Here is a 24,733-nt window from a genome sequence, read left to right on the forward strand (position 1 = left end):
AGTTGGGAACGAGTGCCTGCTCTGTTGGCGACCTTCCCTAACTGCTCCACGAAGCAGGACAGCGAGACCTGATGAACTTCACATCATCATCCCTGATGATCGGCGTCCTCGCCGGTGCCGCCGCCGCCCTGCTGTCGATCAGCGCGGGCGAGCCTACGGCGCTGTCCATCGTGCTTTTCGCTGCCGCCACGCTTCCCATCCTGATCGCAAGCCTCGGCTGGACGAACACTGCAGGATTCGTCGCCGCCGCCGTCGCCGGCGGCATCGTATCCGTCATGCTGTCGCCGTCTGCCGGCCTCGTCTTCACCGCAACGACGCTCGCGCCTGCCGCCTGGATCGGGCATCTGGCCAATCTGTCCCGCCCGGCCGAGGAAATCGGCGGCCCTAAGAATGCGCTCGCCTGGTATCCGCTCTCCGATATCCTGCTCCAGCTTTGCCTGCTCGTCATCGCGGGTCTCGTCGTGGTCGGCTATTCGATGGGCTACGGGCCGGCGATGATCGGCGAGATCGTCAACCAGTTTCTCGACATCATGGCCCAGCAGAGCCCGGACTTTCAGCCGGACGCTGCCGAGCGCCAGGCCTACGCATCGTTCTTCTTGACCGCGCTGCCGATCGTTCAGGGTGCGCTTTGGGTCATGATCCTTTTCGGATCATTCTACCTCGCCCATGCGATCGTGCGCATGTCCGGCCGCCAGCGCCGCCCCAAGGACGACGTGCCGGCAAGTCTGCGCATGTCCCGCACGAGCCTCTACCTCTTCGCCGTCGGGCTCATAATGAGCTTTTTCGGCGGCGGGATCGCGCTGATCGGCGCGGTCATCGCAGGAGCGTTCGCCGCCGGCTTCACGCTTGCCGGCTTTGCCGTGATGCATCATCGCACGCGCGGCAAGACCTTCCGGCCCTTCGTGCTCTGGGGCGCCTATCTCGCGGTCGTGCTCTTCACGCTGCCGCTCGTCTTCTTCCTGCTTACCGGCATGATCGAAACCGCGCGCGCGGTGCCGGTCAGCCGGACCGGACCGCCAAACGGTCCGGACAATGCCAATGACAACGACTGAACACACATTCCGATAGAAGGAACTTCAAAATGGACGTCATTCTGCTCGAACGCATCGGCCGCCTCGGCCAGATGGGCGACACCGTCAAGGTCAAGGACGGTTATGCCCGCAACTTCCTCCTGCCTCAGGGCAAGGCGCTGCGCGCCAACGAAGCCAACAAGAAGCGCTTCGAAGCTGAGCGTTCCACGCTGGTCGCGCGCAACGAAGAGCGCAAGTCCGAAGCCCAGAAGATCGCCGACCAGCTCCACGGCAAGACGTTCATCGTCGTGCGCTCGGCTGGCGAGACCGGCCAGCTCTATGGTTCGGTCGCCGCCCGCGACATCTCCGCTCTCCTCAACGAGGAAGGCTTCTCGGTCGGTCGCAACCAGGTCGATCTCAACCTGCCGATCAAGACCATCGGCCTGCACAAGGTCACGCTCGTCCTTCACGGCGAAGTCGATGCCGAAATCGAGCTGAACGTTGCCCGTTCGGCCGAAGAAGCTGAGCGCCAGGCAGCCGGCGAAACCCTCACCTCGGCAGACGCCATCTACGGTGTGGACGACTCGCTGCCGGCAGACGGCTTCTTCGATCCGGACGCAGAGTTCAGCGATGAAGACGACGATCGTCGCGCACCGGCAGATGCCGAAGACGACGAAGAAGAAGCCAAGGACTGATCTCCAATCTCCTTGGAGCTATGAGATAAAGAGACCAACGGCGCCGCGTTCGACGTGGCGCCGTTTTTCATTGATCAAAAGGCGACAATCTACGATCATTCTCTCCACAACGGTGCGTTGAGGAGGGACGGATGAACCCCTTGATCAACTCTCTTGCCGGCCGGATCGTCTCCCGGGGACATCTGGCTGTGACCGACCATGCCGGACAGGTTCGCCATTACGGCGACGGCTCTGGCAATCCTGTCCATCTGCGCTTCAACACCGCCCGTGCGGAACGGGCCGTCGCGCTCGACCCGGCGCTGAAGCTCGGTGAATGCTACATGCAGGGCGAGATTGACATGGTCGAGGGCGATGTCTTCGCGCTGCTCGAATTGCTTTTCACAAACTCCGGACCCTACGCCACGGCGACGGCACCTTGGATGCGGGCACTGAACCGGGTTCGGCTGGCCCTGAGCCAACGCAGCCTGCGCATCGGCATCGGTCGTGCGCGGCGCAATGTGCAGCACCACTACGATCTATCGGGCAAGCTCTACGACCTGTTTCTCGACGAAGACCGGCAGTATTCCTGCGCCTATTACCGCGAACCCGGCATGAGCCTGGAGGCAGCGCAGCGTGCCAAGAAGGAGCATATCGCGGCCAAGCTGCTTCTCGATCGGCCAAGCCTCTCGGTTCTGGATATCGGATCGGGATGGGGCGGGCTCGGCCTTTACCTCTCGCGCAGGTTCGATGCCGATGTCACCGGCATCACGCTCTCCGACGAGCAACTGGCCTACGCCAACCGGCGGATCCTGCCACGCGAGGAGCATCGCGTTCGTTTTCTCCTCAAGGACTTCCGCAAGCTCGATGACCGGTTCGATCGCATCGTCTCGGTCGGGATGTTCGAGCATGTGGGCAAGGCTGCCTTCGACACCTATTTCGCTCAGTGCGCCAAACTGCTGAAGAGAGACGGCGTCATGGTGCTCCACGCGATCGGGCGCCTGGATGTCCCTTCCTGGACCAATCCGTTCATCACCAAGTACATCTTTCCCGGCGGCTACATCCCCTCGCTGTCGGAAGTCGTTCCGCCGATCGAGCGTTCCGGCCTCAAGATCACGGATGTCGAAATTCTCCGCCTGCACTATGCGGACACGCTGCGGGACTGGCGCCAGCGCTTCATGGCACGCCGCGACGAGGCAAAGGCGCTCTACGACGAGGCGTTCTGCCGGATGTGGGAATTCTATCTCGCGGCATCCGAATCGGCTTTCCGCTGGCAGAACCTCATGGTTTTCCAGATCCAGCTCGCCCATGACATCGGGGCGGTGCCGCTGACACGCGACTACATCGCCGACGCGGAACGCCAGCTCACAGCGCACATCCAGCCGAGACGCACGGGGTGAAAACAGCCGAATCGTGCTAGGTTTCCCACGGTCAAATGTTTCCCGCTTGCGGCTAACAGATTGACGTGGGCGGGCTGTGGACGAGTGTGGAAATGACTCACAGTTCCAGGCTGGGCACGGATTGCTGGAACATGCCCCTCGCCCCGGTGGCCCCTTAGGTCTAGTCAGTCCGTGCGGGAATTAAGGACAGGGATCGTCGGGAAAAATCATGAATGAAGCCGTGCGCAAGCTCGCAGAGGTCGGAGCAGCCAACCAGCATTATCGCGAAGCGCCGAGCAACATCGAAGCCGAGCAGGCTCTGCTGGGCGCGATTCTCGTCAACAACGACGCCTTCTATCGCGTTTCGGACTTCCTGAAGCCCGTCCACCTGCACGAGCCCCTGCACCGCAAGATCTACGAGGTCGCGGGCGACATCATCCGCATGGGCAAGACGGCAAACCCCGTCACCATCAAGACCTTCCTGCCGTCTGATGAGAAGATCGGCGACATGACGATGGCGCAGTATCTGGCGCGCCTCGCCGCGGAAGCCGTCACGATCATCAATGCCGAGGATTATGGCCGCGCGATCTACGATCTGGCGCTGCGCCGCGCGCTGATCACGATCGGCGAGGACATGGTCAACATCGCCTATGATGCGCCGGTCGACATGCCGCCGCAGGGCCAGATCGAAGACGCCGAACGCCGTCTGTTCGAACTGGCTGAAACCGGCCGCTACGATGGTGGTTTCCAGTCTTTCAACGACGCTGTCGCGGCCGCGATCGACATGGCGGGTGCTGCCTACCAGCGCGATGGCGGGCTTTCCGGCATTTCTACCGGCATCCAGACGCTCGACCAGAAGATGGGTGGCCTGCAGCATTCGGACTTGATCATCCTCGCCGGACGTCCGGGCATGGGCAAGACGTCGCTTGCCACCAACATCGCCTTCAACATCGCACAGGCTTACCAGCCGGGCGAAGTGATGCCGGACGGCTCGCAGAAAACGGCCAATGGCGGTGTCGTCGGCTTCTATTCGCTCGAAATGTCCGGCGAGCAGCTCGCCACGCGTATCATTTCGGAGCAGACGGAGATCTCGTCCTCCAAGATCCGCCGCGGTTCGATCACTGAGGCCGATTTCGAGAAGCTCGTCGCCTGCTCGCAGATGATGCAGAAGATACCGCTCTATATCGACCAGACCGGCGGTATCTCCATCGCCCAGATGTCGGCGCGTGCGAGGCGCCTGAAGCGTCAGCGCGGTCTCGATGTGCTCGTCGTCGACTACGTGCAGCTGATGACCGGCTCCAAGAAAGCGGGCGAAAACCGCGTTCAGGAAATCACCGAGATCACGACGGGCCTCAAGGCCCTGGCTAAGGAGCTGCAGGTTCCGATCATCGCGCTGTCGCAGCTCTCTCGTCAGGTGGAAAACCGCGAAGACAAGCGCCCGCAGCTCTCCGACCTTCGTGAATCCGGTTCGATCGAGCAGGACGCCGACGTGGTGATCTTCGTTTATCGCGACGAGTACTACGTGCAGAACTCCGAGCCACGCCGCTCGCCCGACCAGATCGCAAGCGACTACAAGGACGAAGCCTATCTCGCCTGGGAAGAGAAGATGAACCGGGCCCGCGGTATGGCCGACGTGATCATCGCCAAGCAGCGTCACGGCCCCACGGGCACGGTGACGCTGGCATTCCAGGCGGAATTCACGCGCTTCTCCGACCTCGCCGACACATCCTATCTGCAGTATTCGCACGATAGCCACGAGTGACGGCTCAAGACGACACGCTGCCGCCGGCGCTCACGCTCGACATCGATCTGGCCGCGCTGGCGGTCAACTGGCGCGCCATGGAGGCGCGTTCGGGGCCCGCGCGCACCAGCGCGGTCGTCAAGGCGAACGGCTACGGCCTTGGCATCGAACCGGTTGTCCGCACGCTGAGCGAAGCCGGCTGTCGTGATTTCTTCACGGCGACGATCGACGAGGCCATCACCGCCCGGCGCCTTGCACCGCATGCCCGTATCCTCGTGCTGAACGGAATATATCCCGGCGCCGAACAGTGTTTCCGCAAGTATCGCCTCACACCGATCCTGTGCTCGATGGAGCAGGTCCAGTTGTGGAACAAGGCATGCACGCGCGATGGCCGGCTCCCCCATGCGCTGCATGTGGACACGGGCATGAACCGGCTCGGCGTGACGATGCCGGAAGCCCTCGCCCTTGCCGAACGGGAAGCCGATGACCGGCCCACGCTGATCATGAGCCACCTCGCCTGTGCGGACGATCCGGATCGTCCGGAAAACGCGCGACAACTGGAATCCTTTCAGGCGGTTAGACGTGCCTTCCAAGGCATCGAATCCAGTCTCAGCAATTCCGCGGGGATCTTTCTGGGCGGCGCCTATCTCTGCGACCTGACCCGGCCTGGGATCGCCCTTTATGGCGGCGAGGCCGTGAACCGGGCTGAAAACCCGATGCAGGTTGTCGCGACGGCCAAGGCGCGCATTCTGCAGATTCGACGCGCTCCGGCCGGAAGCACGGTCAGCTATGGCGCGACCGTTCGGCTGCCCCGCGACACTACGATTGCGGTCTGCGCCGTCGGCTATGCGGACGGCTATCTGCGCAGCATCTCCGGTTCCGGCGTTCCGCTGCGCGACACCGATGCTCCGGCGCCCGTCGCATCACTGCACGGCCAAGCGATTCCCGTTCTGGGACGGGTGACCATGGATCTGACGATGTTCGATGTCACGGATGTCGTGGGACAGGAGGTGCGGTGCGGCGACTTCGTAGAACTCTTCGGGAAGTCCCACCGGCTCGACGATCTGGCCCGTTCAGCGGGTACGATCGGATATGAAATCCTGACGTCGCTGGGGTCTCGTTACGCCCGGCACTATCAATCTTCCTCACTATAAATTACGTACAATTTTAGTCAGTTTGTCGCATTTACCATTTATTGTCTTTCCGTTTGTTGGATTGATCCTGCCGGTCTATTTCCATCGCATGCATTCGATGAGCGGATGCTTGGAATGGGAAGTTGGCATTCATGCATTCCGTGGTCGACTTCGAACCGATCGCCGATCTGAAGCTTGATGGCAAAAGCCGCGCGCGCGGGACGACCATGCGGCCGGCGGAGGTCGATCCTGAAAGCTGGCAGGCGCTGGCCGAGACGGCGCTGGAAGCCAATGGCTTCCTCTCGCCCGGCCATTTTCTGTCCTTGACGCTCAACACACGACAGGCACGCCTGAGCCGGATGCTGGTCTCGCGCGGGCCTCTGGGCATTAATGGATTGCTGCCACTCACCCACGCCTGGCATGTGCTCCGCCTGCCGGTCCCGGCGCTGGTGCTTGCACAACCCTATCTTCCGCTCGGCACGCCGCTGCTCGGAACAAGTGATCCCGTGCGCGCAGCCGGAAACCTCATCGATGCCGCCAACGAAACGGGTGCGGCTCTGATCGGTCTTGGCGCCATGACGCAGGATGGCCTTGTCGCGCAGGCTTTCACCGCCGCGCTCTCCGAACGCGGATTGAAGCCGTTCATCCGGAATGCTCATGAGCGTGCCGGACTATCCGCCGAAGGTGACGCAGAAACCTATCTGCGCGGCGGTATGGGCGCCAAGAAGCTCAAGGAACTGCGCCGTCTGCGGCATCGCCTGGAAGACATGGGGCCGGTTGAATTCCGCATTGCCCGTTCGTCCGATGCAGTCCAGGCTGCGATCACCCGGTTCCTGGCTCTGGAAGCCAGCGGCTGGAAAGGACGGCGCGGAACGGCATTTGCCAACGACGCGAATGACGCTGCCTATATCAGCGGTGCAAGCCGGGCACTGGCCAGCCGCGGCCAGATCGAAATCTGCGAATTGCTTGTCAATGATGCCGTCATCGCTTCGGGCCTCGTGCTGCGCAGCGGTCGCTCCGCATTCTTCTTCAAGACCGCCTATGACGAAACGTTCGAACGTTACTCGCCAGGCGTTCAACTGACCGTCGACCTGACGCGGCACCTCTTCGACGACCCGGCCATCGATCGTGCAGACTCAGTGGCCATCGCCGATCATCCGATGATCGACCATGTCTGGCGCGAGCGGATTGCCGTGTGCGACTTCTTTATCCCGACCCGCAAGGGACCGGCCGTCAATCTCTGCATCGCTGCCTTCGATGCGCGCTACCGAGCCCGCACGCTCGCCAAATCCCTCATCACCACCATGCGGACCAGAAGGAAACCAAACTGATGTCTTCCCTTCTTCACGTTCAGAATCAGGAATTCCAGAGCCATTTCCCGCTGCGGCCCTTCCGCATTTCGCACGATCTCGCCGGCGATCCGCGCCTGACGCTTCCCGCCATTCTGGAACTCGTCGGCAAGCTCCCGGGTGACCGGATCGAGTACAATTCCGGCAAGGTCGGCATCTCGCAGGATCCCTCGACCACCCCGCTGGTCGACCTGACACCTGACGAAGTCATCGCCCGCATCGAGACGGCCGGGGCCTGGATGGTGCTGAAGCGGATCGAAGTCGAGCCTGCCTACCGGGACCTGCTCGAAGACGCGTTGACGTCGGTCGCCAAGGCCCGCGGCCACAAAAGCGTTTCCGATGCCGGCTTCTCCGACATCCAGGGCTTTCTCTTCGTTTCCTCGCCCAATTCGACGACGCCGTTTCACTTGGACGGCGAAGACAATTTCTTCGTGCAGATTCATGGAGACAAGCAGTTCAACGTCTATGACAACGAAGACCGCGCCATCCTGTCGGAAGATCTGATCGAACATTCGCTGACGCGTCACCGCAACATGACCTTCGATCCCGCCTTCGAAAACCGCGGCATGCACAATTCGCTCAAGCCTGGCGAAGGCCTCTTCGTGCCCTATCTCTGGCCGCACTATGTGCAGACCAAGGAGAGCTATTCGATCTCGCTGGCGATCACCTGGAAAAGCCGCGCTGTGAAGCGCCGCAACAGCCTCTACCTCGCCAACTCCCTGCTGCGCCGACGTGGTTTCCCGCAGGCGGCGCCGGGTATGCATCGCGTTTGGGACGAGACGAAGATCCTCGCCGTTCAAATGGGCGCGCTCGCCGTCGAGCCGCTCCGCAAATCCGAATGGTTGCGCAAGTCGATCCGCGCCCTCGTGCTCGGCAAGCGCGCGAATTATTATTACCGCAACGGTAAGGCGGCTGGGACTGCGAAGGCGGAAGCCTCCTGAGATATCGTCCGCCGGCGTCTCGCTGGTGCAGCGAGTAGCAACTATTCCTCCCCTGTGATAGGCTCAACCACTTCACAGGGGAGTTCACGCATGTCGACCCACAAGCGCTCCATCGTCATCGGCGAGTATTTCGATGGCTTCATCGAATCCCAGATCGCATCCGGGCGGTTCAACAATGCAAGCGAAGTCGTGCGCGCGGCGCTCCGCTTGCTGGAGACAGAGGAAGCGAAGCTTGCGGAGCTGAGGGCTCTGATAGCCGAAGGGGACGCGGATATCGCGGCTGGTCGGTATTTCACCTATGAAAGTGCGGATGATCTTGTTCGTGATATCCGCGAAAGCGCCAAGGCGCCCTTGTGAGACGACCCCGACGCTTTAGTCTTGCGCAGACGGCGCGTGGGGACTTATCGGATATTCACGCGTTCATATCGAGCAGCGATCTCGGGGCAGCCGACAAGTTTCTCCGCTTAATCGCAACGAAGATCGAATGGCTGGCGCAGACCCGATTTCCGGATGTACCTCGTGACAACTTCAGCGCTGGTTGAAGGCCCTGCCGTTCGGCAATTACGGAATATACTTTCGCATCACACAAGATGATGAAGTCATCATAGTACGGATTATCCATAGCGCCCGCGACATCGGCCCCGACGACTTCACCGCGTCCGATACCTAGGCAAGTACGAAGTCGAATCTGCCGAGCAAGCCGTCGCTTGCTTCGCTCATCTCCATCAGCAGTCTTGGATCATAGATGCCATCGCGGTCATTGTCGGGCTCGCCGGGGAAATAGAGCTGCGTTGTCAGGTCCACGCCGGCCCCAGACGCGATCTTCACGTGATAATGTCGCGTGCGGCCGGGATAGCGGCCGGGCATGATGGTGTCGAAGATGAAGCGGCCATTGGCGTCGGTCACCTGATAGCCGCGAAAGGCATAGCCCGAGTTGTCGTAGCTGCCCGCATCATCGGCATGCCAGAGATCGACGATCATGTTCGCGCGTGGACGGCATGCCGGGTCGACGACGAAGCCGAAGACGGTGACCGGCGTCCCTGCCCCGTCGCTACGAAAATCTCGCTTTTCGGGCGTCTGCGGCGTGTAGAACGGGCCTTCGGTTTGTGCTTGCGTTATCCTATCCTCGGGGCCGCAGGCCGGTGTCAGCGGTAGCTGCGCTCCCTGCGCCGACGCAGGACCGACAAGCGCCAGCGACATCGGCGCGGCGGCCCAGGCGTTCAAAAATGCGCGACGAGAAAATGCTGTGACCAAGGCGGGCCTCCTGCGCTTCAAAGGGTCGCGCGGGGTTCGCGCCTTCCCCCGTCCATGCTAGTGCATCGGGCCGTTCCGCGCACCAGCCGAAAGTGTCGACGTCCGCATGGCCAAAGCCCGCACGCAATTCGTCTGCCAGAACTGTGCCACCGTGCACGCGCGCTGGGTCGGCAAATGCGAAGGCTGCGGCGAGTGGAACACGATCGTCGAGGACGACCCGACCGCGGGCATCGGCGGCGGGCCGGGGCGCACGCCCAAGAAAGGCCGACCAGTCGCGCTGACGGCGCTCTCCGGCGAAATCGAGGAAGCACCGCGCATCCCAACCGGCATTGCCGAGCTCGACCGCGCCACGGGCGGCGGGTTCGTACGCGGATCGGCCCTTTTGATCGGCGGTGATCCCGGCATCGGCAAATCCACCCTGCTCATGCAGGCGGCGGCCGCCCTGTCGCGGCTGGGCAGCCGTGTCATCTATGTGTCCGGCGAAGAAGCGGTTGCGCAGGTTCGCCTGCGCGCACAGCGCCTGCACGCGGCCGACACGAACGTGCTGCTGGCCGCGGAAACGAACGTCGAGGACATTCTCGCGACGCTGTCTGAAGGCAAGCGGCCCGATCTCGTCATCATCGATTCCATCCAGACGCTGTGGAGCGATCTCGCCGAAAGCGCACCCGGTACGGTGACGCAGGTGCGAGTCGGTGTCCAAGCCATGATCCGCTTTGCCAAGCAGACCGGCGCGACCGTGGTGCTCGTCGGCCACGTGACCAAGGACGGCCAGATCGCCGGTCCGCGCGTCGTCGAGCACATGGTCGATGCCGTGCTCTATTTCGAAGGCGATCGCGGCCATCACTATCGCATCCTGCGCACGGTGAAGAACCGGTTCGGGCCGACCGACGAGATCGGCGTCTTCGAAATGTCGGACAAGGGGCTGCGCGAAGTCTCCAACCCCTCCGAGCTCTTTCTGGGGGAGCGCAACGCCAAGGCGCCGGGTGCTGCCGTCTTCGCCGGGATGGAGGGCACGCGGCCCATCCTCGTCGAGATCCAGGCGCTTGTCGCGCCCTCGCCGCTCGGCACGCCGCGGCGCGCCGTCGTCGGCTGGGATTCGGCGCGATTGTCCATGATCCTCGCGGTTCTGGAAGCCCATTGCGGCGTTCGGCTGGCCCAGCATGACGTCTATCTGAACGTCGCCGGCGGCTACCGGGTCAGCGAGCCGGCGGCCGATATGGCGGTCGCCGCGGCGCTCGTTTCCTCACTTGCCGGCCTTGCTCTCCCGGCCGATTGCGTCTATTTCGGCGAGATCAGCCTGTCGGGAGCCGTGAGGCCTGTGGCGCATACGGCGCAACGCCTCAAGGAGGCCGAAAAACTGGGATTCCAACGGGCGGTACTGCCCAGCGCATCGGCCGAAATACCCGCCTCTCGCCAGGCCGGATTGACCGAGATCGAGGCGCTTGCGGATCTGGTGGTCAAAATTGCCGGCTCGAAGAAGCGGCCAAACGACGATAGCGGAGACGCAACGCTCTGAGCGTATCTCTCAAGGGACCAAATAGCGGCGATCGTCACGAGGCCCGTGGCGCGCTTCCTGGAGTTTAAGACCGACAATGCCCATCACAATCCTGGACGGTATCCTGATCGGGATCACGCTCTTCTCGGCGGTGCTTGCCATGGTACGTGGCTTCTCGCGCGAGGTGCTGTCCGTCGCATCCTGGATCGCGGCTGCATTCGCAGCCTTCTACTTCTACCCGCTGCTTCTACCCTATGCGGCCGACTACACGACAAGCAATACGGTCGCGACGATCGGTTCGGCCGCGATCATCTTTCTGATCGCGCTGATCATCGTGTCCTTCATCACCATGCGGATCGCGGATTTCATCATCGACAGCCGCATCGGCGCGCTCGATCGCACGCTCGGCTTTGTCTTCGGCGCTGCGCGTGGTGTGCTGCTGGTCGTCGTTGGCATGCTGTTCCTCAACTGGCTGATCGACGAGCCGCGCCAGCCGCCATGGGTCACGGAGGCGAAATCCAAGCCGCTTCTCGATCAGTTGGGCGAGCGTCTCGTCAACATTCTGCCGGAAGATGCCGATGCGACGATTCTGGATCGTCTGCGCGGCGGCGAGGTGGAAGTCGACGCAACGGGTGCGGCACCACCTGCACCCGACACTGGCGCGAACTGACAAAGTGCTTATCTGAAGCAGGCAGCGATGCCTGCATGACGGCTGATTTTGGCATCCCCGCCGATCGTCGGCCGATCGGCCAGGAGCAAAGGTCCGAACCATGACGCTTCAAACGAGTGAGACCACAAACACGCTCGAAGACGAAGGCGATGCCTTCCGTGACGAGTGCGGGGTTTTCGGGATCTATGGCAGGCAGGATGCTGCAGCCGTCGTCACGCTCGGGCTTCATGCCTTGCAGCATCGCGGCCAGGAAGCGGCCGGCATCGTCTCCTACGACGGCAAGCAGTTTTTCGTGGAACGGCACATCGGCCTGATCGGCGATACGTTCACCAAGCAATCGGTTATCGACCGGCTGCAGGGAAGCCGCGCGATCGGCCATACGCGCTATTCCACGACCGGTGGGGAGGGCCTGCGCAACGTGCAGCCCTTCTTCGCGGAGTTCGCCGGCGGCGGGTTCGCCGTTGCCCATAACGGCAACATCACCAATGCGATGACGCTGCAAAAGCAGCTTCAGAAGCGGGGCGCGATCTTCTCGTCGACCTCCGACACCGAGACGATCCTGCATCTGATCGCCGTCTCGAGCGGCACGCAACTGGTCGACAAATTCATCGACGCGATCACGCAGCTCGAAGGCGCGTTCTCGCTGGTGGGCCTTTCGGAAAAGAAGATGATCGGCGCGCGCGATCCGCTCGGCATCCGCCCGCTGGTTCTGGGCGATCTCGACGGCGCCTATATCCTCGCTTCCGAGACCTGTGCGCTCGACATCATCGGCGCGCGCTTTGTGCGTGACATCAAGCCGGGCGAAATGGTGATCGTCACCGACAAGGGTGTCGAGAGCCGGTTCCCGTTCGAGAAGACCAAGCCGCGCTTCTGCATCTTCGAATATGTCTATTTCGCACGGCCCGATTCCATCATCGAAGGCCGCAACGTCTATGAAGCGCGCAAGAAGATCGGCACCGAGCTGGCCGTCGAGAGCCCGGTCGAGGCCGATCTCGTCGTGCCGGTGCCGGATTCGGGCGTGCCCGCGGCGATCGGCTTCGCGCAAGGGTCTGGCATTCCGTTCGAGCTCGGCATCATCCGCAATCACTATGTTGGGCGCACCTTCATTCAGCCGACAGCGGCCATCCGGCATATGGGCGTAAAGCTCAAGCACAATGCCAACAAGCGCATGCTGGAAGGCAAGCGCGTGGTGCTGGTCGACGATTCGATCGTGCGCGGCACCACCTCGCAGAAGATCGTGCAGATGGTGCGCGAAGCGGGCGCGCGCGAGGTGCATATGCGCATCGCCTCGCCGCCGACCATGTCCTCCTGCTTCTACGGTGTCGATACGCCGGAAAAGGCGAAGCTTCTCGCCTCACGCATGTCGATCGAGGAGATGGCCGATTTCATTCGCGTCGATAGCCTGGCCTTCCTCTCGATCGACGGGCTCTACCGGGCCGTCAACGAACCATCGCGCAACAACGAGCAGCCGCAGTTCTGCGATGCCTGCTTCACCGGCGATTACCCGACGCAGCTCACCGATCACGAGGGCGTCGATAATGTGCGCACGCTCTCGCTTCTTGCAAACAACGGATAAGTGACCCTCATGCTCGACCTTAAGGGGCGCATCGCGCTCGTCACCGGCGCGTCGCGCGGTATCGGCTATTTCACCGCGCTCGAGCTGGCGAAATCCGGCGCGCATGTGATTGCCGTTGCCCGAACAGTCGGTGGCCTGGAAGAGCTCGACGACGAGATCCAGGCCGTCGGTGGAACAGCGACGCTGGTGCCGCTCGACCTTGCGGACATGAAGGCCATCGATGCGCTCGGCGGCTCGATCCACGAGCGCTGGGGCAAGCTTGACGTTCTCGTTGCCAATGCCGGCATGCTCGGCACGATCGCGCCGCTCGGGCACACCAAGGCGAAGGACTTCGAGAAGGTGATGACCATCAACGTCAACGCTACGTGGCGGTTGATGCGCACTGTCGAGCCGCTGATCAAGGCGTCGGACGCCGGGCGCGGCATCTTCCTGTCATCGGGCGTTGCCCATTCGTGCAAGCCCTTTTGGGGCGCCTATGCCGCTTCCAAGGCTGCGATCGAAGCCATGGCGCGGGTCTGGGCGAACGAGCTGGTCAATTTCGGCGTGCGGATCAACAATGTGAACCCGGGCGCCACCCGCACCGCCATGCGGGCGCAGGCGGTTCCGGGTGAGAACCCGTCGACCTTGCCCGATCCACGCGACGTCGCCGCCAAGATCGTCAAGCTCGCCGATCCGGCACTGACGGAAAACGGCATGCTTTTCGACGTGCGGCAGGACCGCTTCCTCGCCTATCGCGATCCGGAATAGTCCGGATCACAAGCGACCCTGTTCTTCCGCGGATACGGTCGGCACGACCTTCGGACGGCCATAGGTGCGCCGCCAGGCGCGGTAGCCCATCGGCAGCGTCGCCAGATAGATCAGGGCCGTGACCGCCAGCGTCGCCCAGATATAGCTCATCAAGAGCGCAACATAGATCGCGATGGCGATCAGCACCGGTAGAACCAGATCGCGACGGATGCGGCCGACGGCCTTTCCGGAATAGACCGGCAGACGGCTGACCAGAAGAAACGCGATGAGGATCGTGTAAAGGATCGCGGCGCCGGCAAAGACCCGTCCGGGCTCGAAGCCCAGATGCCCGAGATAGACCGGCAGCAGCACCAGCATTGCGCCAAAGGGCGCAGGCACGCCGACGAAGTAGTTCGACTGCCATTTCGCCTTCGGGCGCTCGTCCATGACGTTGAAACGAGCCAGCCGCAGCGCCGCGGCGAGCACATAGATGAGGGCCGCGATCCAGCCGAGCGACTCCGCCTGGTTCAAGATATAGGCGTAGAGGACCAGTGCCGGGGCGACGCCGAAATTGACGATGTCGGCCAGCGAATCCATCTGCGCGCCAAAGCGTGACGATGACTTCATCAGCCGCGCGACGCGGCCATCGACGCCATCCAGAAACGCAGCGACGAGCACCATGATGACCGCCAACTCGACCCGGCCTTCGAAAGCGAGCCGGATGCCGGTCAAACCGGCGCAGATCGCAAGCACCGTGATGATCGTCGGGATCATCATGCGGAAGGAGATCTCGCGCAGGCGCGGCCCCATCGCATTGTCAGTATCGCCCTCGTCGTGGTCAGGATCGAACGAGCTGAACGGCTGATCGAGAAAATCGTCGGTTTCGGCGTCGTCGCGGGGTCGCTCTGTCATCCGTCGTCCTCGATGTTGCTCAAGCTTTCATTGATGGCGCAGATCAATCGCGGCGGGTGACCACAGGGCCCTTGGGCGAATTGAATTCCGCGATCACCGTTTCCCCTGCAATCGCCGTCTGCCCTACAGCCACGCGCGGGCGCGCGCCTTCCGGCAGGAAGACATCGAGCCGCGAGCCGAAACGGATCAGGCCGAATCGCCCGCCTGTCTCCAGGCGATCGCCTTCCTCGACGAAGCAAAGGATGCGGCGGGCAACCAGGCCCGCGATCTGCACAACGCCGATCTCGCCCCGGCTTGTCGTGATCACCATGCCGTTGCGCTCGTTCTCCGTGCTCGCCTTGTCCAGTTCGGCGTTCAGAAACGATCCTTTGGAATAGACGATCCGGTCGATCGAACCGGCGAGCGGCGCGCGGTTCACGTGGCAGTCGAAAACGTTCATGAACACGGAGATCCGCAGCATCGGTGCGGCGCCAAGGTCAAGTTCCGCCGGCGGGACGACGCGGGTGACCGCCGAAACCCTGCCATCGGCCGGGCTGATCACCAAATCCTCGTCGATCGGCGTCACGCGCTCCGGATCGCGGAAGAAATAGACGCACCAGACCGTCAGGATCAGCCCGATCCAGAACAGCCAATCGGCGACGAAGCCAAGCAGGATCGCTGCCAACAGAAATACCGCGATGAAGGGATAGCCCTCTCGCCGCACGGGGACGAGCACGTTTTTGATGCTGTGCCAGACGTCCATGTCTTCTCACTCCGCTATCGATTGCTTCGAGGCGCCGGCCCCGATTGCGATGGGACGGCTCTAGCGCGTCAGCATCTCAGCGGCAACGGTCGGGCGGCAATTGGGGTTCCTCCTATGCGCCTCGAGGGGGTCAGGCAGGGCCGCGCTCGGGGGTTCTGCGACGAACGACTACGCCCAACTCGTCTTCCTCCTGCACCTTCTTGAGCTTCTCTTCCGCCTCGATCGCCTCGCGCTGGCGGTCCCACATGGCGGTGTAGAGCCCGCCCTCGGCGATCAGGCGCGCATGCGGGCCGCGCTCGGCGATCTTCCCATCCTGCAGCACGATGATCTCGTCGGCGCCGATGACGGTCGACAGGCGGTGGGCGATCACGAGCGTGGTACGGCCCTTCGAGACGAAATCGAGGGACGTCTGGATTTCCTGCTCGGTGGCGGTATCGAGCGCCGATGTCGCCTCGTCCAGGATCAGGATCGGAGGGGCTTTCAGGATCGTGCGCGCGATGGCGACACGCTGCTTTTCGCCGCCGGAAAGCTTGAGACCGCGTTCGCCGACCATCGTTTTATACCCTTCGGGAAGGGACGAGATGAAGCGCCCGACCTGCGCTAGATCGGCCGCTTGGCGAACCTCGGCTTCACTCGCATCTACGCGGCCGTAGCGGATATTGTATTCCAGCGTGTCGTTGAAGAGCACCGTATCCTGCGGCACCATGCCGATGACGGCGCGCAGGGATTTCTGGGTTACATCGCGCACATCCTGGCCGTCTATCGTCACGCTGCCCTGCTGCACATCATAGAACCGATAGAGCAGCCGCGAGATGGTCGACTTGCCTGCGCCCGACGGCCCGACGATCGCGACGGTGTGTCCGGCCGGTACCTCGAAGGAGATGCCTTTCAGGATGGGCCGCGCCGGGTCGTAGGCAAAATGGACATTATCGAAACGGATCGCGCCGGTGCTCACCATAAGAGCAGCGGCGCCCGGCCTGTCCGTGATTTCGGGATCGACCTCCAAGAGATCAAACATCTGCTCGATGTCGGTCAGGCCCTGCCGGATTTCGCGGTAGACGAAGCCGATGAAGTTCAGCGGCACCGAAAGCTGCATCAGCATCGCGTTGACGAAGACGAAATCGCCGATCGTCTGCTCGCCGCGCTGCACCGCCATGGCCGAAAGCACCATCATCAGTGTCATTCCGATACCGAAGATGACGCCCTGCCCCATATTGAGCCAGCCGAGCGAGGTCCAAACCTGGGTCGCCGACTTCTCGTATCGCTCCATGGACTGATCGAAGCGCTTCGCTTCCATCGTCTCGTTGCCGAAATATTTGACCGTCTCGAAATTGAGGAGCGAGTCGATCGCCTTGGTATTGGCTTCGGTATCGGAATTGTTCATCGCGCGGCGAATGCCGATGCGCCAATCGGAGGCGCGGATCGTGAACCAGCTGTAGAAGAACACCGTCAGCGCCGTGATCGCGAAATAGGAAAACCCGAAGGCGAAGGCGAAGATCGCCGCGACCATCGCGAATTCCAGGAGCGTCGGCACGGTGTTCAGTATCGTGAAGCGGACGATCGTCTCGATGCCTTTGGTGCCACGCTCGATGATGCGCGACAGGCCGCCGGTGCGCCGCTCCAGGTGGAAGCGCAACGACAATTGGTGCATATGCACGAAGGTCTGGTAGGCGAGACGCCGCACCGCATACTGCCCAACACTGGCAAAAAGCGCGTCCCGCAGCTGGTTCAAGCCCCACTGAACGATGCGCGCGACATTATAGGCGATGACCAGCATGACGCCGCCGAGCAACAGCTGCGGCACGAAATCCGGCATCGCCAACTCGCCATTCAACGAATCCGTCGCCCATTTGAAGAAATAGGGCACGACGATCAGCACGATCTTCGACAGGACGAGGAACAGCGTCGCCCAGACGACACGACGCTTCAGGTCCGGGCGAGCGGACGGCCACATGTAGGGCCAGAGGTTGCGCAACGTTTGCAGCGGATTGCCGGAATCCGCCGACACAGTCTTCGAAGCCATCAATCTTTACCTTCCGCCGGCACCGACCAGCTCATCGCATCGCGCCGCCGTCGGCACGCTGCAGCAACTTTCAAGCAATCCGCCAAGGTCCTTGGCCAATTGCGACACCGCCTCCTCGTCGAGACTGTAACGCGAGGCCTGGCGGTCTGGCCGGTAGTGGACGAGCCCCGCCTGCACGAGCGTGCGCAGATGCTGGGACACCGTCGATTGGGCGAGACCAATTTCCAAGACCACATCCTTGCAGCAACACGCGTCACGGTGAGCCAGCAGGCGCAAGATCTTCAGCCGAGCGGGATGGGCCAACGCCTGCAGGCGCTCGGCCATCACGGCATCGCGTTTCGCGGCGTCCGAGGATGAGGGGTAGCAGCTATGCATCGTTCATCGGCGATATACGATGAACTGTTCCATGTCTAGACCGCGGGCAAGCCTATCGACGTCCCCCGGACAGTCGGAAGACGCTTCATTCCGGCATGCTGGCCAGCTTCAGTCTGCCCGAAGCCGATCGCGATGAAGCTGTTCGGCGTTCTCCAGCGCTTCGTCGGGAACACTGAAGATTTGTCCGGGCAGGATGCGGTCCGGATTGGCGATCTGCTGCTGGTTGGCAAGATAGATCGTCGTGTACCGCACGCCTTGGCCGTAGACCCGACGAGAGATCTGCCACAACGTATCGCCGCGACGGATGATGACCGAAGCGGGAGATGGCGTCAGCGCCTCCTGCGTCACCGTCACGGGCTCGTCTGCCGGTTGGGCAGCGGCCGTCTCGGTTTCAGCCGGTACCGGCGCTTCGCTCGATGCGGTATCGGCTTCACCCGCCGGGCTGAAGGCTGGTGACGTGTCGCCAGATATAGCTGGATCCTCGCTCGAGGGTGCCTCGACCGCTGCCTGGGGCGCGGACGTGCCGGGCGCCGACGCAGCGGGTCCGGTCGCGGGAACACGATCGGTCCGTCCAGGCGCCGTCGTCTCACCGCCGGTCGCAGCCTCATCGGGCGCGGCTGCCGCCAGCCGGTCTTCGGAGGTTTCGACGGCAGGCGGCGACGGATCGGTGACGACCGCGATGTCATCGTTGACCGAGGGGGCCTCCGCTGCGGCAATTGCTGCGGCCATGCCGCCTTCCGGCCGATCGAACGGGACGAGCGCGCGGGCAACTACCGTTCCCGAAGGATCGACGAGATCGGCGCGAATGGTGTGCTCGCCAACGCTCAACGCCATCCGGCCTTCGACGAGGAAGCGGCCCTCGCTGTTTGCCCTGTCGTCTCCAATCAACTGATCATCGGCATAGACACGCACTTCGGTGCCGCGCGGTGACGAACCGGCCACGAAAAGCCGCTCGTCTTCGACTTCGACGGCATCGATGCGCACCTGTGCGGTCGTGGCCGCGGGCGCTTGCGCTGCTTCCTGCTCCGGCTCGGGGGCAAGTGCCGCCACATCCGCCTGCGCATCGGACGCAGCGGGAGCAGATTCAGCGCTATCGGCCGGCACCTCCGCCGCGGAAGCTGCATCCTCTTCCTGCTGCGCCATTTCGCCCGCGGCATCGGCTGTCGGTGTCGCCGTTTCCTGACTTTCCGCAGCATTCGTCTCTGCGGCCGGAGCCAGGGAAACATCGTTCGACGCCTGCGGCATCGCCTCGCCGCCTGAGTTGGGCGCGTTGACGATACGGCTGGCCTCACCGGGCCGCGTGACCATGGCGAGCAGCTCGATTCCGCCATCGCGAGGAATGCTTATCGTCGCGACCTCTTCGGAAAACACCTCTGGCTGGTCGTCGCCGGTCACGCGCAGCGTCAACTGGTAATCGCCCGGTTCCAGTGGCTCGTCGAACACCGCCGCGAAGTCGCCGCTCGGGCCAACATCGGCGGAAGCGACGACATCCTCGCCATTCATGACGTCCACGTGCGTCCCCGGCTCGGCGCGGCCGGCGATCACCGTCGAGCCGTCCGGCTCGACGCGCAGCAGGTCGAAGCCCGGCTCCGAAGGGTCGGTGCTCACATCGGCTGCCGTTTCCGATGCCTCATCCGAAGCCTGAGCATCAGCTTCGACGGCAGGCTCTGCTGGAGTTGGTGCTTGCGTCATCTCATCGATGGCTGCTGGGGTGCCAGCGGCCTCATCGGTCGGCGGAGTTTGCTGGTCGGCGACGGCTGGCGCTTGCGATGCAGCGTCCTCATCTGCAGCTGTGCGATCCTGCCGACCCTCGGCCGTCTGATCACCGCCGCTCGGCTCGGATGCGGTCACGGCGGGTGCCGTTGCAGGCAGCCCAGCCGCTTCTTCGACTGCCGTTTCTTCTACTGCCGCTTGGTCTGTCGCCGGCTCCAAGAAGCGCGGAGCCACGAAGAGCACGCCTAAAGCGATCACCCCCAGCAATCCACACAGCGCCAGAAGCCCGCCATTCCCCTGATTCATCGAATTTCTCCAAACGGGGCCCGAACCCGTTCAATTTTAATACACGCTAGCGATTTTGGAGACACGTAACAAGTATCGTGCCAATTGCTTCAAATGCGCGTCGAATTCAACTGATCGTCGGGCCCGACGGTGCTTGACGCACGCAGCTAAGGAAGGCTTCCTCCCAGCATGACCCAATCGATTAAAGAGATTCGTGCCATCTGCGTTTACTGCGGTTCCCAGCCCGGTCGTAACGGCGTCTACACCGAAACCGGACGCGCGCTTGGCCGCTCGATCGCCGCGCACGGACTTCGCCTCGTCTATGGCGGTGGAACACGCGGCGTCATGGGCGCGGTCGCCGATGGCGTCATCAATGGCGGCGGCGCGGTGACGGGCATCATCCCCGAATTCCTCATGGAAAAAGAGGCCACGAAACAGGCGCTCGGCCAACTGGACGAATTGATCGTCACCGAGGACATGCACAAGCGCAAGCACACCATGTTCGAACGGGCCGACGCATTCGTCACCCTGCCCGGCGGGATCGGCACGCTCGAGGAAATCATCGAGATCATGACCTGGGCGCAGCTCGGCCGGCACAAGAAGCCGATGGTGCTTGCCAATATCGACGGGTTCTGGGACCCGCTGATCGCCCTGATGGACCACATGGCCGCCGAAGGTTTTCTGCATACTGCGCATCTCGTGCAGCCCCTCGTCATCGACAAAATCGAGGACATCGTTCCAGCCATCATCGCGGCCGGCAGCCAGCCCAACGGCAAATCGGGTGAAGCCGACATTATCGACCGGATGTAGAGCCGGCTCGACATCAAAAGCTTTTCGTCTTGGCGCGAGTGACTATGTTGTGGGTTGCCGCACCATCGTCCTCCCGCTGAGAGTATCCCCCCATCCATGGCCACATTGTCCGATAAGCCACGTCTTGAAGTTCGCAACGCCGTTGCGGGCGACGTCAAGGCGATCATCGCACTGACCTCGCGCGTCTATCCGGAAGAAACGCCCTATCAGCCGGGCATCATCCGGGGACAGATCAATGCGTTTCCGGAAGGCCAGTTCGTCGCCGTCTTCGATGGCGAGATCGTCGGATATGCCGCCACGCTGCAGCTGGCGGAGCGCCAGATCTTCCGCCAGCACACCTGGGACGACATCACCGGCGGCGGCTATGCCAGCCGGCACAATGGCAAGGGCGACTGGCTCTACGGCGTGGAAATCTGCGTCGACCCCGGCCGGCGCCGGGCCAAGATCGGCAAGCGGCTCTACGAGGTCCGCCAGCGGCTCTGTGAACAGCTGGAACTCAAGGGCATCGCCTTCGGCGGAAGGCTCGCCGGCTACAAGCGGTCTAAGAAGGCCTATCCGAAACCAGACGATTATCTCGAAGCGGTGAAAGCACGCGACGTCGAAGATCCGGTGATCTCGTTCCAGATGCGGCTCGGTTTCGAGCCGGCCCGTGTCCTGCGCCGCTATCATCCGGAAGACAAGCCGGCGGGCGGCCACGCGGCGCTGATGGTCTGGAACAACCCCTATTTCGATCCGAACGCCGCAACGCAGCCGCTTTCGCATCGGGGCCGCGACACGGTGCGCGTCACGACGGTGCAGATCACGGCGCGCAAGGTCACGACGCATGACGAGTTCTTCGATCATGTGCGCTATTTCGTCGAAGTCGCGGCCGATTACGGCTCGGATTTCGTCGTCTTTCCGGAGCTCTTCACGCTGATCCTTCTCTCCAGCGAGCCCGAGCGACCACCATCGGAGGCGATCAAGCGGCTCAGCGCCTACACGCCGGAGTTCGTCGAACGCATGCAGGCGATGGCGCTCGGCTGCAACATCAACATCATCGGCGGATCGCACCCGACGATCGCCGAGGACGGCGATATCCAGAACGTGTCCTACGTGTTCCTGCGCGACGGCACGATCCATGCGCAGGAGAAGCTTCATCCGACCCCGGACGAGCGCGAATACTGGGGAATCGTCGGCGGTGACGTGACCGACGTGATCGACACCGACTGCGGACCGATCGGCGTGATGATCTGCTACGATTCGGAATTCCCGGAAGTCGCGCGGCGCCTCGCAGACCAGGGCGCGCGCATCCTGTTCGTGCCCTACTGCACCGATACGCGGCACGGCCATTTGCGCGTGCGCTATTGTGCGGCCGCGCGTGCGATCGAAAACCAGTGCTATGTCGTGACCTCGGGCATCACGGGCAATCTCTCCAATGTCGACAATCTCGACATCAACTACGCGCAGTCGGCGATCCTGACGCCCTGCGACATGCCGTTCGCCCGCGACGGCATTGCGGCGGAAGCGAGCGTCAATGTCGAAATGGTCACGGTGGCCGACCTCAATATCGGCACCATCCAGTGGGCGCGCGCCCAAGGAGCAGTGCGCAATCTGCGTGATCGCCGCTTCGATCTCTATCGCGTGCGCTGGAGTGACGGCGGCTGATCAAGACCGTCACATGACTGTCAGCGGAACCTGATTTGGTCCCACGTTCAACGCAGCGTGAGACCTTGTCGATGTCGATTCGAATTCTTCTTCTGACCGTTGTTTGGCAGGTGCCGATCGCTTTTGCGGCCACCGCCGGATTTGCCCAGGAGCAGGTTCCGGCCGATCTTGGTCCACGCCCCTTCTATCTCATCGACGATCTGAAAGACGGTGAGCTCAAAGCGACGCTCAAGGCTTGCGAGGCGGGTCCGTTCTACCGCAGCGAATTTTCAATAGGGCACCGCGGCGCTCCGCTGCAGTTTCCGGAGCACACGCGCGAATCCTATGTCGCCGCTGCTCGCATGGGCGCGGGCGTTCTGGAGTGCGACGTGGCCTTCACCAAGGATCGCGAACTCGTCTGCCGGCACAGCCAGTGCGATCTGCACACCACGACGAACATTCTGGCGACCGACCTCGCCAGCCAGTGCAGCGTGCCCTTCACGCCGGCCGACGCGCAGACCGGCCGCCAAGCTTCGGCGCAGTGCTGCACGTCGGATGTCACACTTGCTGAGTTCCGGTCGCTTCGCGGCAAGATGGACAGTTCCGATCCAAATGCCACCAGCGTCGACGCCTATCTGGGCGGCACGGCAGCGTGGCGGACGGATCTCTACGCGCAGAACGGCACGCTGATGACGCATGCCGAATCCATCGCGCTTTTTGCCGAGCTCGGTGTGAAGATGACGCCGGAACTCAAATCGCCGGAGGTGGCGATGCCCTATGAGGGCAGCTACACGCAGGAAGACTACGCCGCGCAGATGCTCGAGGAATATCGGGGGGCCGGTATCGATCCCGTGAACGTCTACCCTCAGTCCTTCGATCTGAACGATGTCTGGTACTGGATCGAAACACAACCGGAGTTTGCCGATCGGGTCGTCTATCTCGATGGCCGCGACAGCGAGGATAGCTTCGACCCGATGGATCTTGCGACGCTCGATCCGTCGATGGAAGAGCTTGCCGAGCGCGGTTTGAAGATCATCGCGCCGCCGATCTGGATGCTGGTGACGACCGACGAGAATGGCACCATCGTGCCGTCGGCCTATGCGACCGCAGCCAAGGACGCGGGCCTCGAGATCATCACCTGGTCGCTGGAACGCTCCGGCCCGCTCGCCGGCGGTGGCGGCTATTACTTCCAGTCGGTCTCGGATGCAATCGAACGCGATGGCGACGTTCTGACGGTCCTCGATGTGCTCGCCAAAGACGTCGGCGTCATGGGCGTCTTTTCCGACTGGCCGGCGACGACGACCTTCTACGCCAACTGCATGGGCCTCGACTGAGCACCTTTCCGGTGCTCAAGCCGCTTTCGGCCGCCTCAGAAGCGTCGATGTATAGATTGCCAGCGCGACCCAGATCAGGGCGAAAGCCGCGATCTGCGGTCCGGCGAACGGCTCACCGAAGAAGAACACCGCGATTAGCAGCACGAGCGTCGGCACGCTGTACTGCATCAGGCCGATGGTCGCGAGGCGGAGCCCCTTGGCGCCGTAGGCGAACAGGACGAGCGGGATCGCCGTGACGGGCCCTGCCGCAATCAGCATCCATGTGTCGAAGGTGCTGCCTGCGAAGAAATGGCTCTCGCCCTGCGCGATGAACCAGCCGATCAGGACGAGTGCGATCGGCGTCAGGATGATCACTTCCAGCAGAAAGCCTTGGCTCGGGCCGATCGGCAGCGTCTTGCGCAGATAGCCGTAGGTCGCGAATGAGAAAGCCAGCACCAGCGAAATCCAGGGCAGCTTTCCGGCGAAGACCGTGAGGATGATGACGGCGAGACCGGCGAGCGCGATCGCCACCCACTGCAGCCGGCTTGGCTTTTCTCCGAGCAGGAAGACGCCCATCAACACGCTGATCAGCGGGTTGATGTAATAGCCGAGCGAGGCTTCAAGCGCCTGGTTCGAGGCGATCGCATAGACATAGACGCCCCAGTTGATCGAGATGATCGTGGCGGTCACCGCTGCCATGGCGACGACCTTCGGCGATTTGAATGCCGTCATCAGGTCGGCGGTGCGGCCGAGCCAAATGAGGATCACGGCGCCTGCCGGCACTGCCCAGAGAATGCGGTGGGCGACGATCTCGACCGGGTTGATGTGGTCGAGCGCCTTCATGAAAAACGGCAGGACGAGGCCCCACAAGAGATAGGCGGCGCCGGCCGTGATGAAGCCCTGCGCGGTGTCTCCGGTTGCGACCGGCGTGTTTGCGCCGGCTGCTGCCGGGCCCGGCGCGCCGCAATCTTCAGAGCGTTTCATGGTTCGTA

General features: G+C 62.7%; 23 protein-coding genes. 16 read left to right on the plus strand and 7 right to left on the minus strand.

Translation table 11 applies throughout. The features are described from left to right. The first annotated feature begins 71 nt into the window (after positions 1 to 71). The 9 genes from PU133_RS14420 (at position 72) to PU133_RS14460 (ending at position 8,894) form a co-directional block, all read left to right on the plus strand. The gene (locus tag PU133_RS14420; protein ID WP_404862241.1) at positions 72 to 1,052 is read left to right on the plus strand and encodes a DUF2232 domain-containing protein; all 981 of its coding nucleotides are present in this window, start codon (positions 72 to 74) and stop codon (positions 1,050 to 1,052) included. A 29-nt stretch (positions 1,053 to 1,081) separates the two neighbouring features. Next, positions 1,082 to 1,705 (plus strand): 50S ribosomal protein L9, encoded by a 624-nt coding sequence (rplI, locus tag PU133_RS14425; protein ID WP_404862242.1) that lies wholly within the window; start codon positions 1,082 to 1,084, stop codon positions 1,703 to 1,705. Positions 1,706 to 1,836: 131 nt separating this feature from the next. Next, a complete protein-coding gene (locus PU133_RS14430; RefSeq protein WP_404862243.1) occupies positions 1,837 to 3,081 on the plus strand; it encodes a class I SAM-dependent methyltransferase in 1,245 nt (414 codons plus the stop codon). A gap of 208 nt (positions 3,082 to 3,289) precedes the next feature. Then, positions 3,290 to 4,822 (plus strand): replicative DNA helicase, encoded by a 1,533-nt coding sequence (locus tag PU133_RS14435; RefSeq protein ID WP_126010781.1) that lies wholly within the window; start codon positions 3,290 to 3,292, stop codon positions 4,820 to 4,822. After that, positions 4,819 to 5,955: an alanine racemase gene (gene alr / locus PU133_RS14440; RefSeq protein ID WP_404862244.1), complete on the plus strand. Its 1,137-nt coding sequence runs from the start codon at positions 4,819 to 4,821 to the stop codon at positions 5,953 to 5,955. Before PU133_RS14435 ends, alr begins: the two co-directional genes overlap by 4 nt. 131 nt (positions 5,956 to 6,086) lie before the next feature. Further along, on the plus strand, positions 6,087 to 7,265 hold the full coding sequence (locus PU133_RS14445; protein ID WP_404862245.1) for a GNAT family N-acetyltransferase: 1,179 nt from the start codon (positions 6,087 to 6,089) through the stop codon (positions 7,263 to 7,265). Further along, entirely contained in the window at positions 7,265 to 8,224 is a 960-nt protein-coding gene (locus tag PU133_RS14450) for a cupin-like domain-containing protein (protein WP_404862246.1), read from the plus strand. The genes PU133_RS14445 and PU133_RS14450 overlap by 1 nt, the downstream gene beginning before the upstream one ends. Before the next feature lie 90 nt (positions 8,225 to 8,314). Beyond that, the gene (locus PU133_RS14455; RefSeq protein ID WP_404862247.1) at positions 8,315 to 8,581 is read left to right on the plus strand and encodes a type II toxin-antitoxin system ParD family antitoxin; all 267 of its coding nucleotides are present in this window, start codon (positions 8,315 to 8,317) and stop codon (positions 8,579 to 8,581) included. A gap of 181 nt (positions 8,582 to 8,762) precedes the next feature. Continuing rightward, positions 8,763 to 8,894 carry a type II toxin-antitoxin system RelE/ParE family toxin gene (locus PU133_RS14460; RefSeq protein ID WP_404862248.1) on the plus strand — a complete coding sequence of 44 codons (132 nt, stop codon included), beginning with the start codon at positions 8,763 to 8,765 and terminating at the stop codon, positions 8,892 to 8,894. Here PU133_RS14460 and PU133_RS14465 read toward each other — a convergent pair. Continuing rightward, positions 8,891 to 9,478 (minus strand): intradiol ring-cleavage dioxygenase, encoded by a 588-nt coding sequence (locus tag PU133_RS14465; protein ID WP_404862249.1) that lies wholly within the window; start codon positions 9,476 to 9,478, stop codon positions 8,891 to 8,893. The genes PU133_RS14460 and PU133_RS14465 overlap by 4 nt on opposite strands. A gap of 106 nt (positions 9,479 to 9,584) precedes the next feature. Between PU133_RS14465 and radA the strand changes: the two genes are divergently transcribed. The 4 genes from radA (at position 9,585) to PU133_RS14485 (ending at position 13,966) form a co-directional block, all read left to right on the plus strand. After that, positions 9,585 to 10,994, plus strand: coding sequence for a DNA repair protein RadA (gene radA / locus PU133_RS14470; protein ID WP_404862250.1), 1,410 nt, complete (start codon positions 9,585 to 9,587; stop codon positions 10,992 to 10,994). Between the two features lie 76 nt (positions 10,995 to 11,070). Next, positions 11,071 to 11,643 carry a CvpA family protein gene (locus PU133_RS14475; protein ID WP_404862251.1) on the plus strand — a complete coding sequence of 191 codons (573 nt, stop codon included), beginning with the start codon at positions 11,071 to 11,073 and terminating at the stop codon, positions 11,641 to 11,643. Positions 11,644 to 11,743: 100 nt separating this feature from the next. Next, a complete protein-coding gene (gene purF, locus PU133_RS14480) occupies positions 11,744 to 13,219 on the plus strand; it encodes an amidophosphoribosyltransferase (RefSeq protein ID WP_126010788.1) in 1,476 nt (491 codons plus the stop codon). Between the two features lie 9 nt (positions 13,220 to 13,228). After that, entirely contained in the window at positions 13,229 to 13,966 is a 738-nt protein-coding gene (locus PU133_RS14485) for an SDR family NAD(P)-dependent oxidoreductase (RefSeq protein WP_404862252.1), read from the plus strand. 6 nt (positions 13,967 to 13,972) lie between these two features. On the opposite strand, the gene pssA is transcribed toward PU133_RS14485, so the two are convergent. From pssA to PU133_RS14510, 5 genes are all read right to left on the minus strand, one after another. Further along, on the minus strand, positions 13,973 to 14,857 hold the full coding sequence (gene pssA / locus PU133_RS14490; RefSeq protein WP_404862253.1) for a CDP-diacylglycerol--serine O-phosphatidyltransferase: 885 nt from the start codon (positions 14,855 to 14,857) through the stop codon (positions 13,973 to 13,975). 43 nt (positions 14,858 to 14,900) lie between these two features. Continuing rightward, the gene (locus PU133_RS14495) at positions 14,901 to 15,599 is read right to left on the minus strand and encodes a phosphatidylserine decarboxylase (RefSeq protein WP_126010791.1); all 699 of its coding nucleotides are present in this window, start codon (positions 15,597 to 15,599) and stop codon (positions 14,901 to 14,903) included. A 130-nt stretch (positions 15,600 to 15,729) separates the two neighbouring features. After that, on the minus strand, positions 15,730 to 17,625 hold the full coding sequence (locus PU133_RS14500; protein WP_126010792.1) for an ABC transporter ATP-binding protein/permease: 1,896 nt from the start codon (positions 17,623 to 17,625) through the stop codon (positions 15,730 to 15,732). Positions 17,626 to 17,628: 3 nt separating this feature from the next. After that, complete coding sequence (locus PU133_RS14505) at positions 17,629 to 17,946, minus strand: ArsR/SmtB family transcription factor (RefSeq protein WP_404862254.1); 318 nt, start codon at positions 17,944 to 17,946, stop codon at positions 17,629 to 17,631. Positions 17,947 to 18,105: 159 nt separating this feature from the next. Further along, positions 18,106 to 20,016, minus strand: coding sequence for a LysM peptidoglycan-binding domain-containing protein (locus PU133_RS14510; protein WP_404862255.1), 1,911 nt, complete (start codon positions 20,014 to 20,016; stop codon positions 18,106 to 18,108). Positions 20,017 to 20,184: 168 nt separating this feature from the next. On the opposite strand from PU133_RS14510, the gene PU133_RS14515 reads away from it, so the two are divergent. The 3 genes from PU133_RS14515 to PU133_RS14525 all read left to right on the plus strand — a co-directional run bounded on the left by PU133_RS14515 (position 20,185) and on the right by PU133_RS14525 (position 23,762). Continuing rightward, a complete protein-coding gene (locus PU133_RS14515; RefSeq protein ID WP_404862256.1) occupies positions 20,185 to 20,805 on the plus strand; it encodes a TIGR00730 family Rossman fold protein in 621 nt (206 codons plus the stop codon). 96 nt (positions 20,806 to 20,901) lie between these two features. Further along, positions 20,902 to 22,449 carry a GNAT family N-acetyltransferase gene (locus PU133_RS14520; protein ID WP_404862257.1) on the plus strand — a complete coding sequence of 516 codons (1,548 nt, stop codon included), beginning with the start codon at positions 20,902 to 20,904 and terminating at the stop codon, positions 22,447 to 22,449. A gap of 71 nt (positions 22,450 to 22,520) precedes the next feature. Beyond that, complete coding sequence (locus tag PU133_RS14525) at positions 22,521 to 23,762, plus strand: glycerophosphodiester phosphodiesterase family protein (protein ID WP_404862258.1); 1,242 nt, start codon at positions 22,521 to 22,523, stop codon at positions 23,760 to 23,762. 15 nt (positions 23,763 to 23,777) lie between these two features. Here the strand turns inward: PU133_RS14525 and rarD are convergent, their stop codons facing one another. Continuing rightward, positions 23,778 to 24,725, minus strand: a complete 948-nt coding sequence (gene rarD, locus PU133_RS14530) for an EamA family transporter RarD (RefSeq protein WP_404862259.1) — start codon at positions 24,723 to 24,725, stop codon at positions 23,778 to 23,780. Positions 24,726 to 24,733 lie beyond the last annotated feature (8 nt).

The organism is Georhizobium sp. MAB10 (assembly GCF_045012825.1).
GTDB lineage: Bacteria > Pseudomonadota > Alphaproteobacteria > Rhizobiales > Rhizobiaceae > Georhizobium > Georhizobium profundi.

Coding starts and splice junctions, on each gene's coding strand:
- PU133_RS14455 (WP_404862247.1), top strand. CDS start 8,315: ATGTCGACCCACAAGCGCTCCATCGTCATCGGCGAGTATTTCGATGGC.
- rplI (WP_404862242.1), top strand. CDS start 1,082: ATGGACGTCATTCTGCTCGAACGCATCGGCCGCCTCGGCCAGATGGGC.
- PU133_RS14475 (WP_404862251.1), top strand. CDS start 11,071: ATGCCCATCACAATCCTGGACGGTATCCTGATCGGGATCACGCTCTTC.
- pssA (WP_404862253.1), bottom strand. CDS start 14,857: ATGACAGAGCGACCCCGCGACGACGCCGAAACCGACGATTTTCTCGAT.
- rarD (WP_404862259.1), bottom strand. CDS start 24,725: ATGAAACGCTCTGAAGATTGCGGCGCGCCGGGCCCGGCAGCAGCCGGC.
- PU133_RS14520 (WP_404862257.1), top strand. CDS start 20,902: ATGGCCACATTGTCCGATAAGCCACGTCTTGAAGTTCGCAACGCCGTT.
- PU133_RS14485 (WP_404862252.1), top strand. CDS start 13,229: ATGCTCGACCTTAAGGGGCGCATCGCGCTCGTCACCGGCGCGTCGCGC.
- PU133_RS14450 (WP_404862246.1), top strand. CDS start 7,265: ATGTCTTCCCTTCTTCACGTTCAGAATCAGGAATTCCAGAGCCATTTC.
- PU133_RS14420 (WP_404862241.1), top strand. CDS start 72: ATGAACTTCACATCATCATCCCTGATGATCGGCGTCCTCGCCGGTGCC.
- PU133_RS14495 (WP_126010791.1), bottom strand. CDS start 15,599: ATGGACGTCTGGCACAGCATCAAAAACGTGCTCGTCCCCGTGCGGCGA.
- PU133_RS14510 (WP_404862255.1), bottom strand. CDS start 20,016: ATGAATCAGGGGAATGGCGGGCTTCTGGCGCTGTGTGGATTGCTGGGG.
- PU133_RS14525 (WP_404862258.1), top strand. CDS start 22,521: ATGTCGATTCGAATTCTTCTTCTGACCGTTGTTTGGCAGGTGCCGATC.
- purF (WP_126010788.1), top strand. CDS start 11,744: ATGACGCTTCAAACGAGTGAGACCACAAACACGCTCGAAGACGAAGGC.
- PU133_RS14445 (WP_404862245.1), top strand. CDS start 6,087: ATGCATTCCGTGGTCGACTTCGAACCGATCGCCGATCTGAAGCTTGAT.
- PU133_RS14515 (WP_404862256.1), top strand. CDS start 20,185: ATGACCCAATCGATTAAAGAGATTCGTGCCATCTGCGTTTACTGCGGT.
- PU133_RS14430 (WP_404862243.1), top strand. CDS start 1,837: ATGAACCCCTTGATCAACTCTCTTGCCGGCCGGATCGTCTCCCGGGGA.
- PU133_RS14505 (WP_404862254.1), bottom strand. CDS start 17,946: ATGGCCGAGCGCCTGCAGGCGTTGGCCCATCCCGCTCGGCTGAAGATC.
- PU133_RS14435 (WP_126010781.1), top strand. CDS start 3,290: ATGAATGAAGCCGTGCGCAAGCTCGCAGAGGTCGGAGCAGCCAACCAG.
- radA (WP_404862250.1), top strand. CDS start 9,585: ATGGCCAAAGCCCGCACGCAATTCGTCTGCCAGAACTGTGCCACCGTG.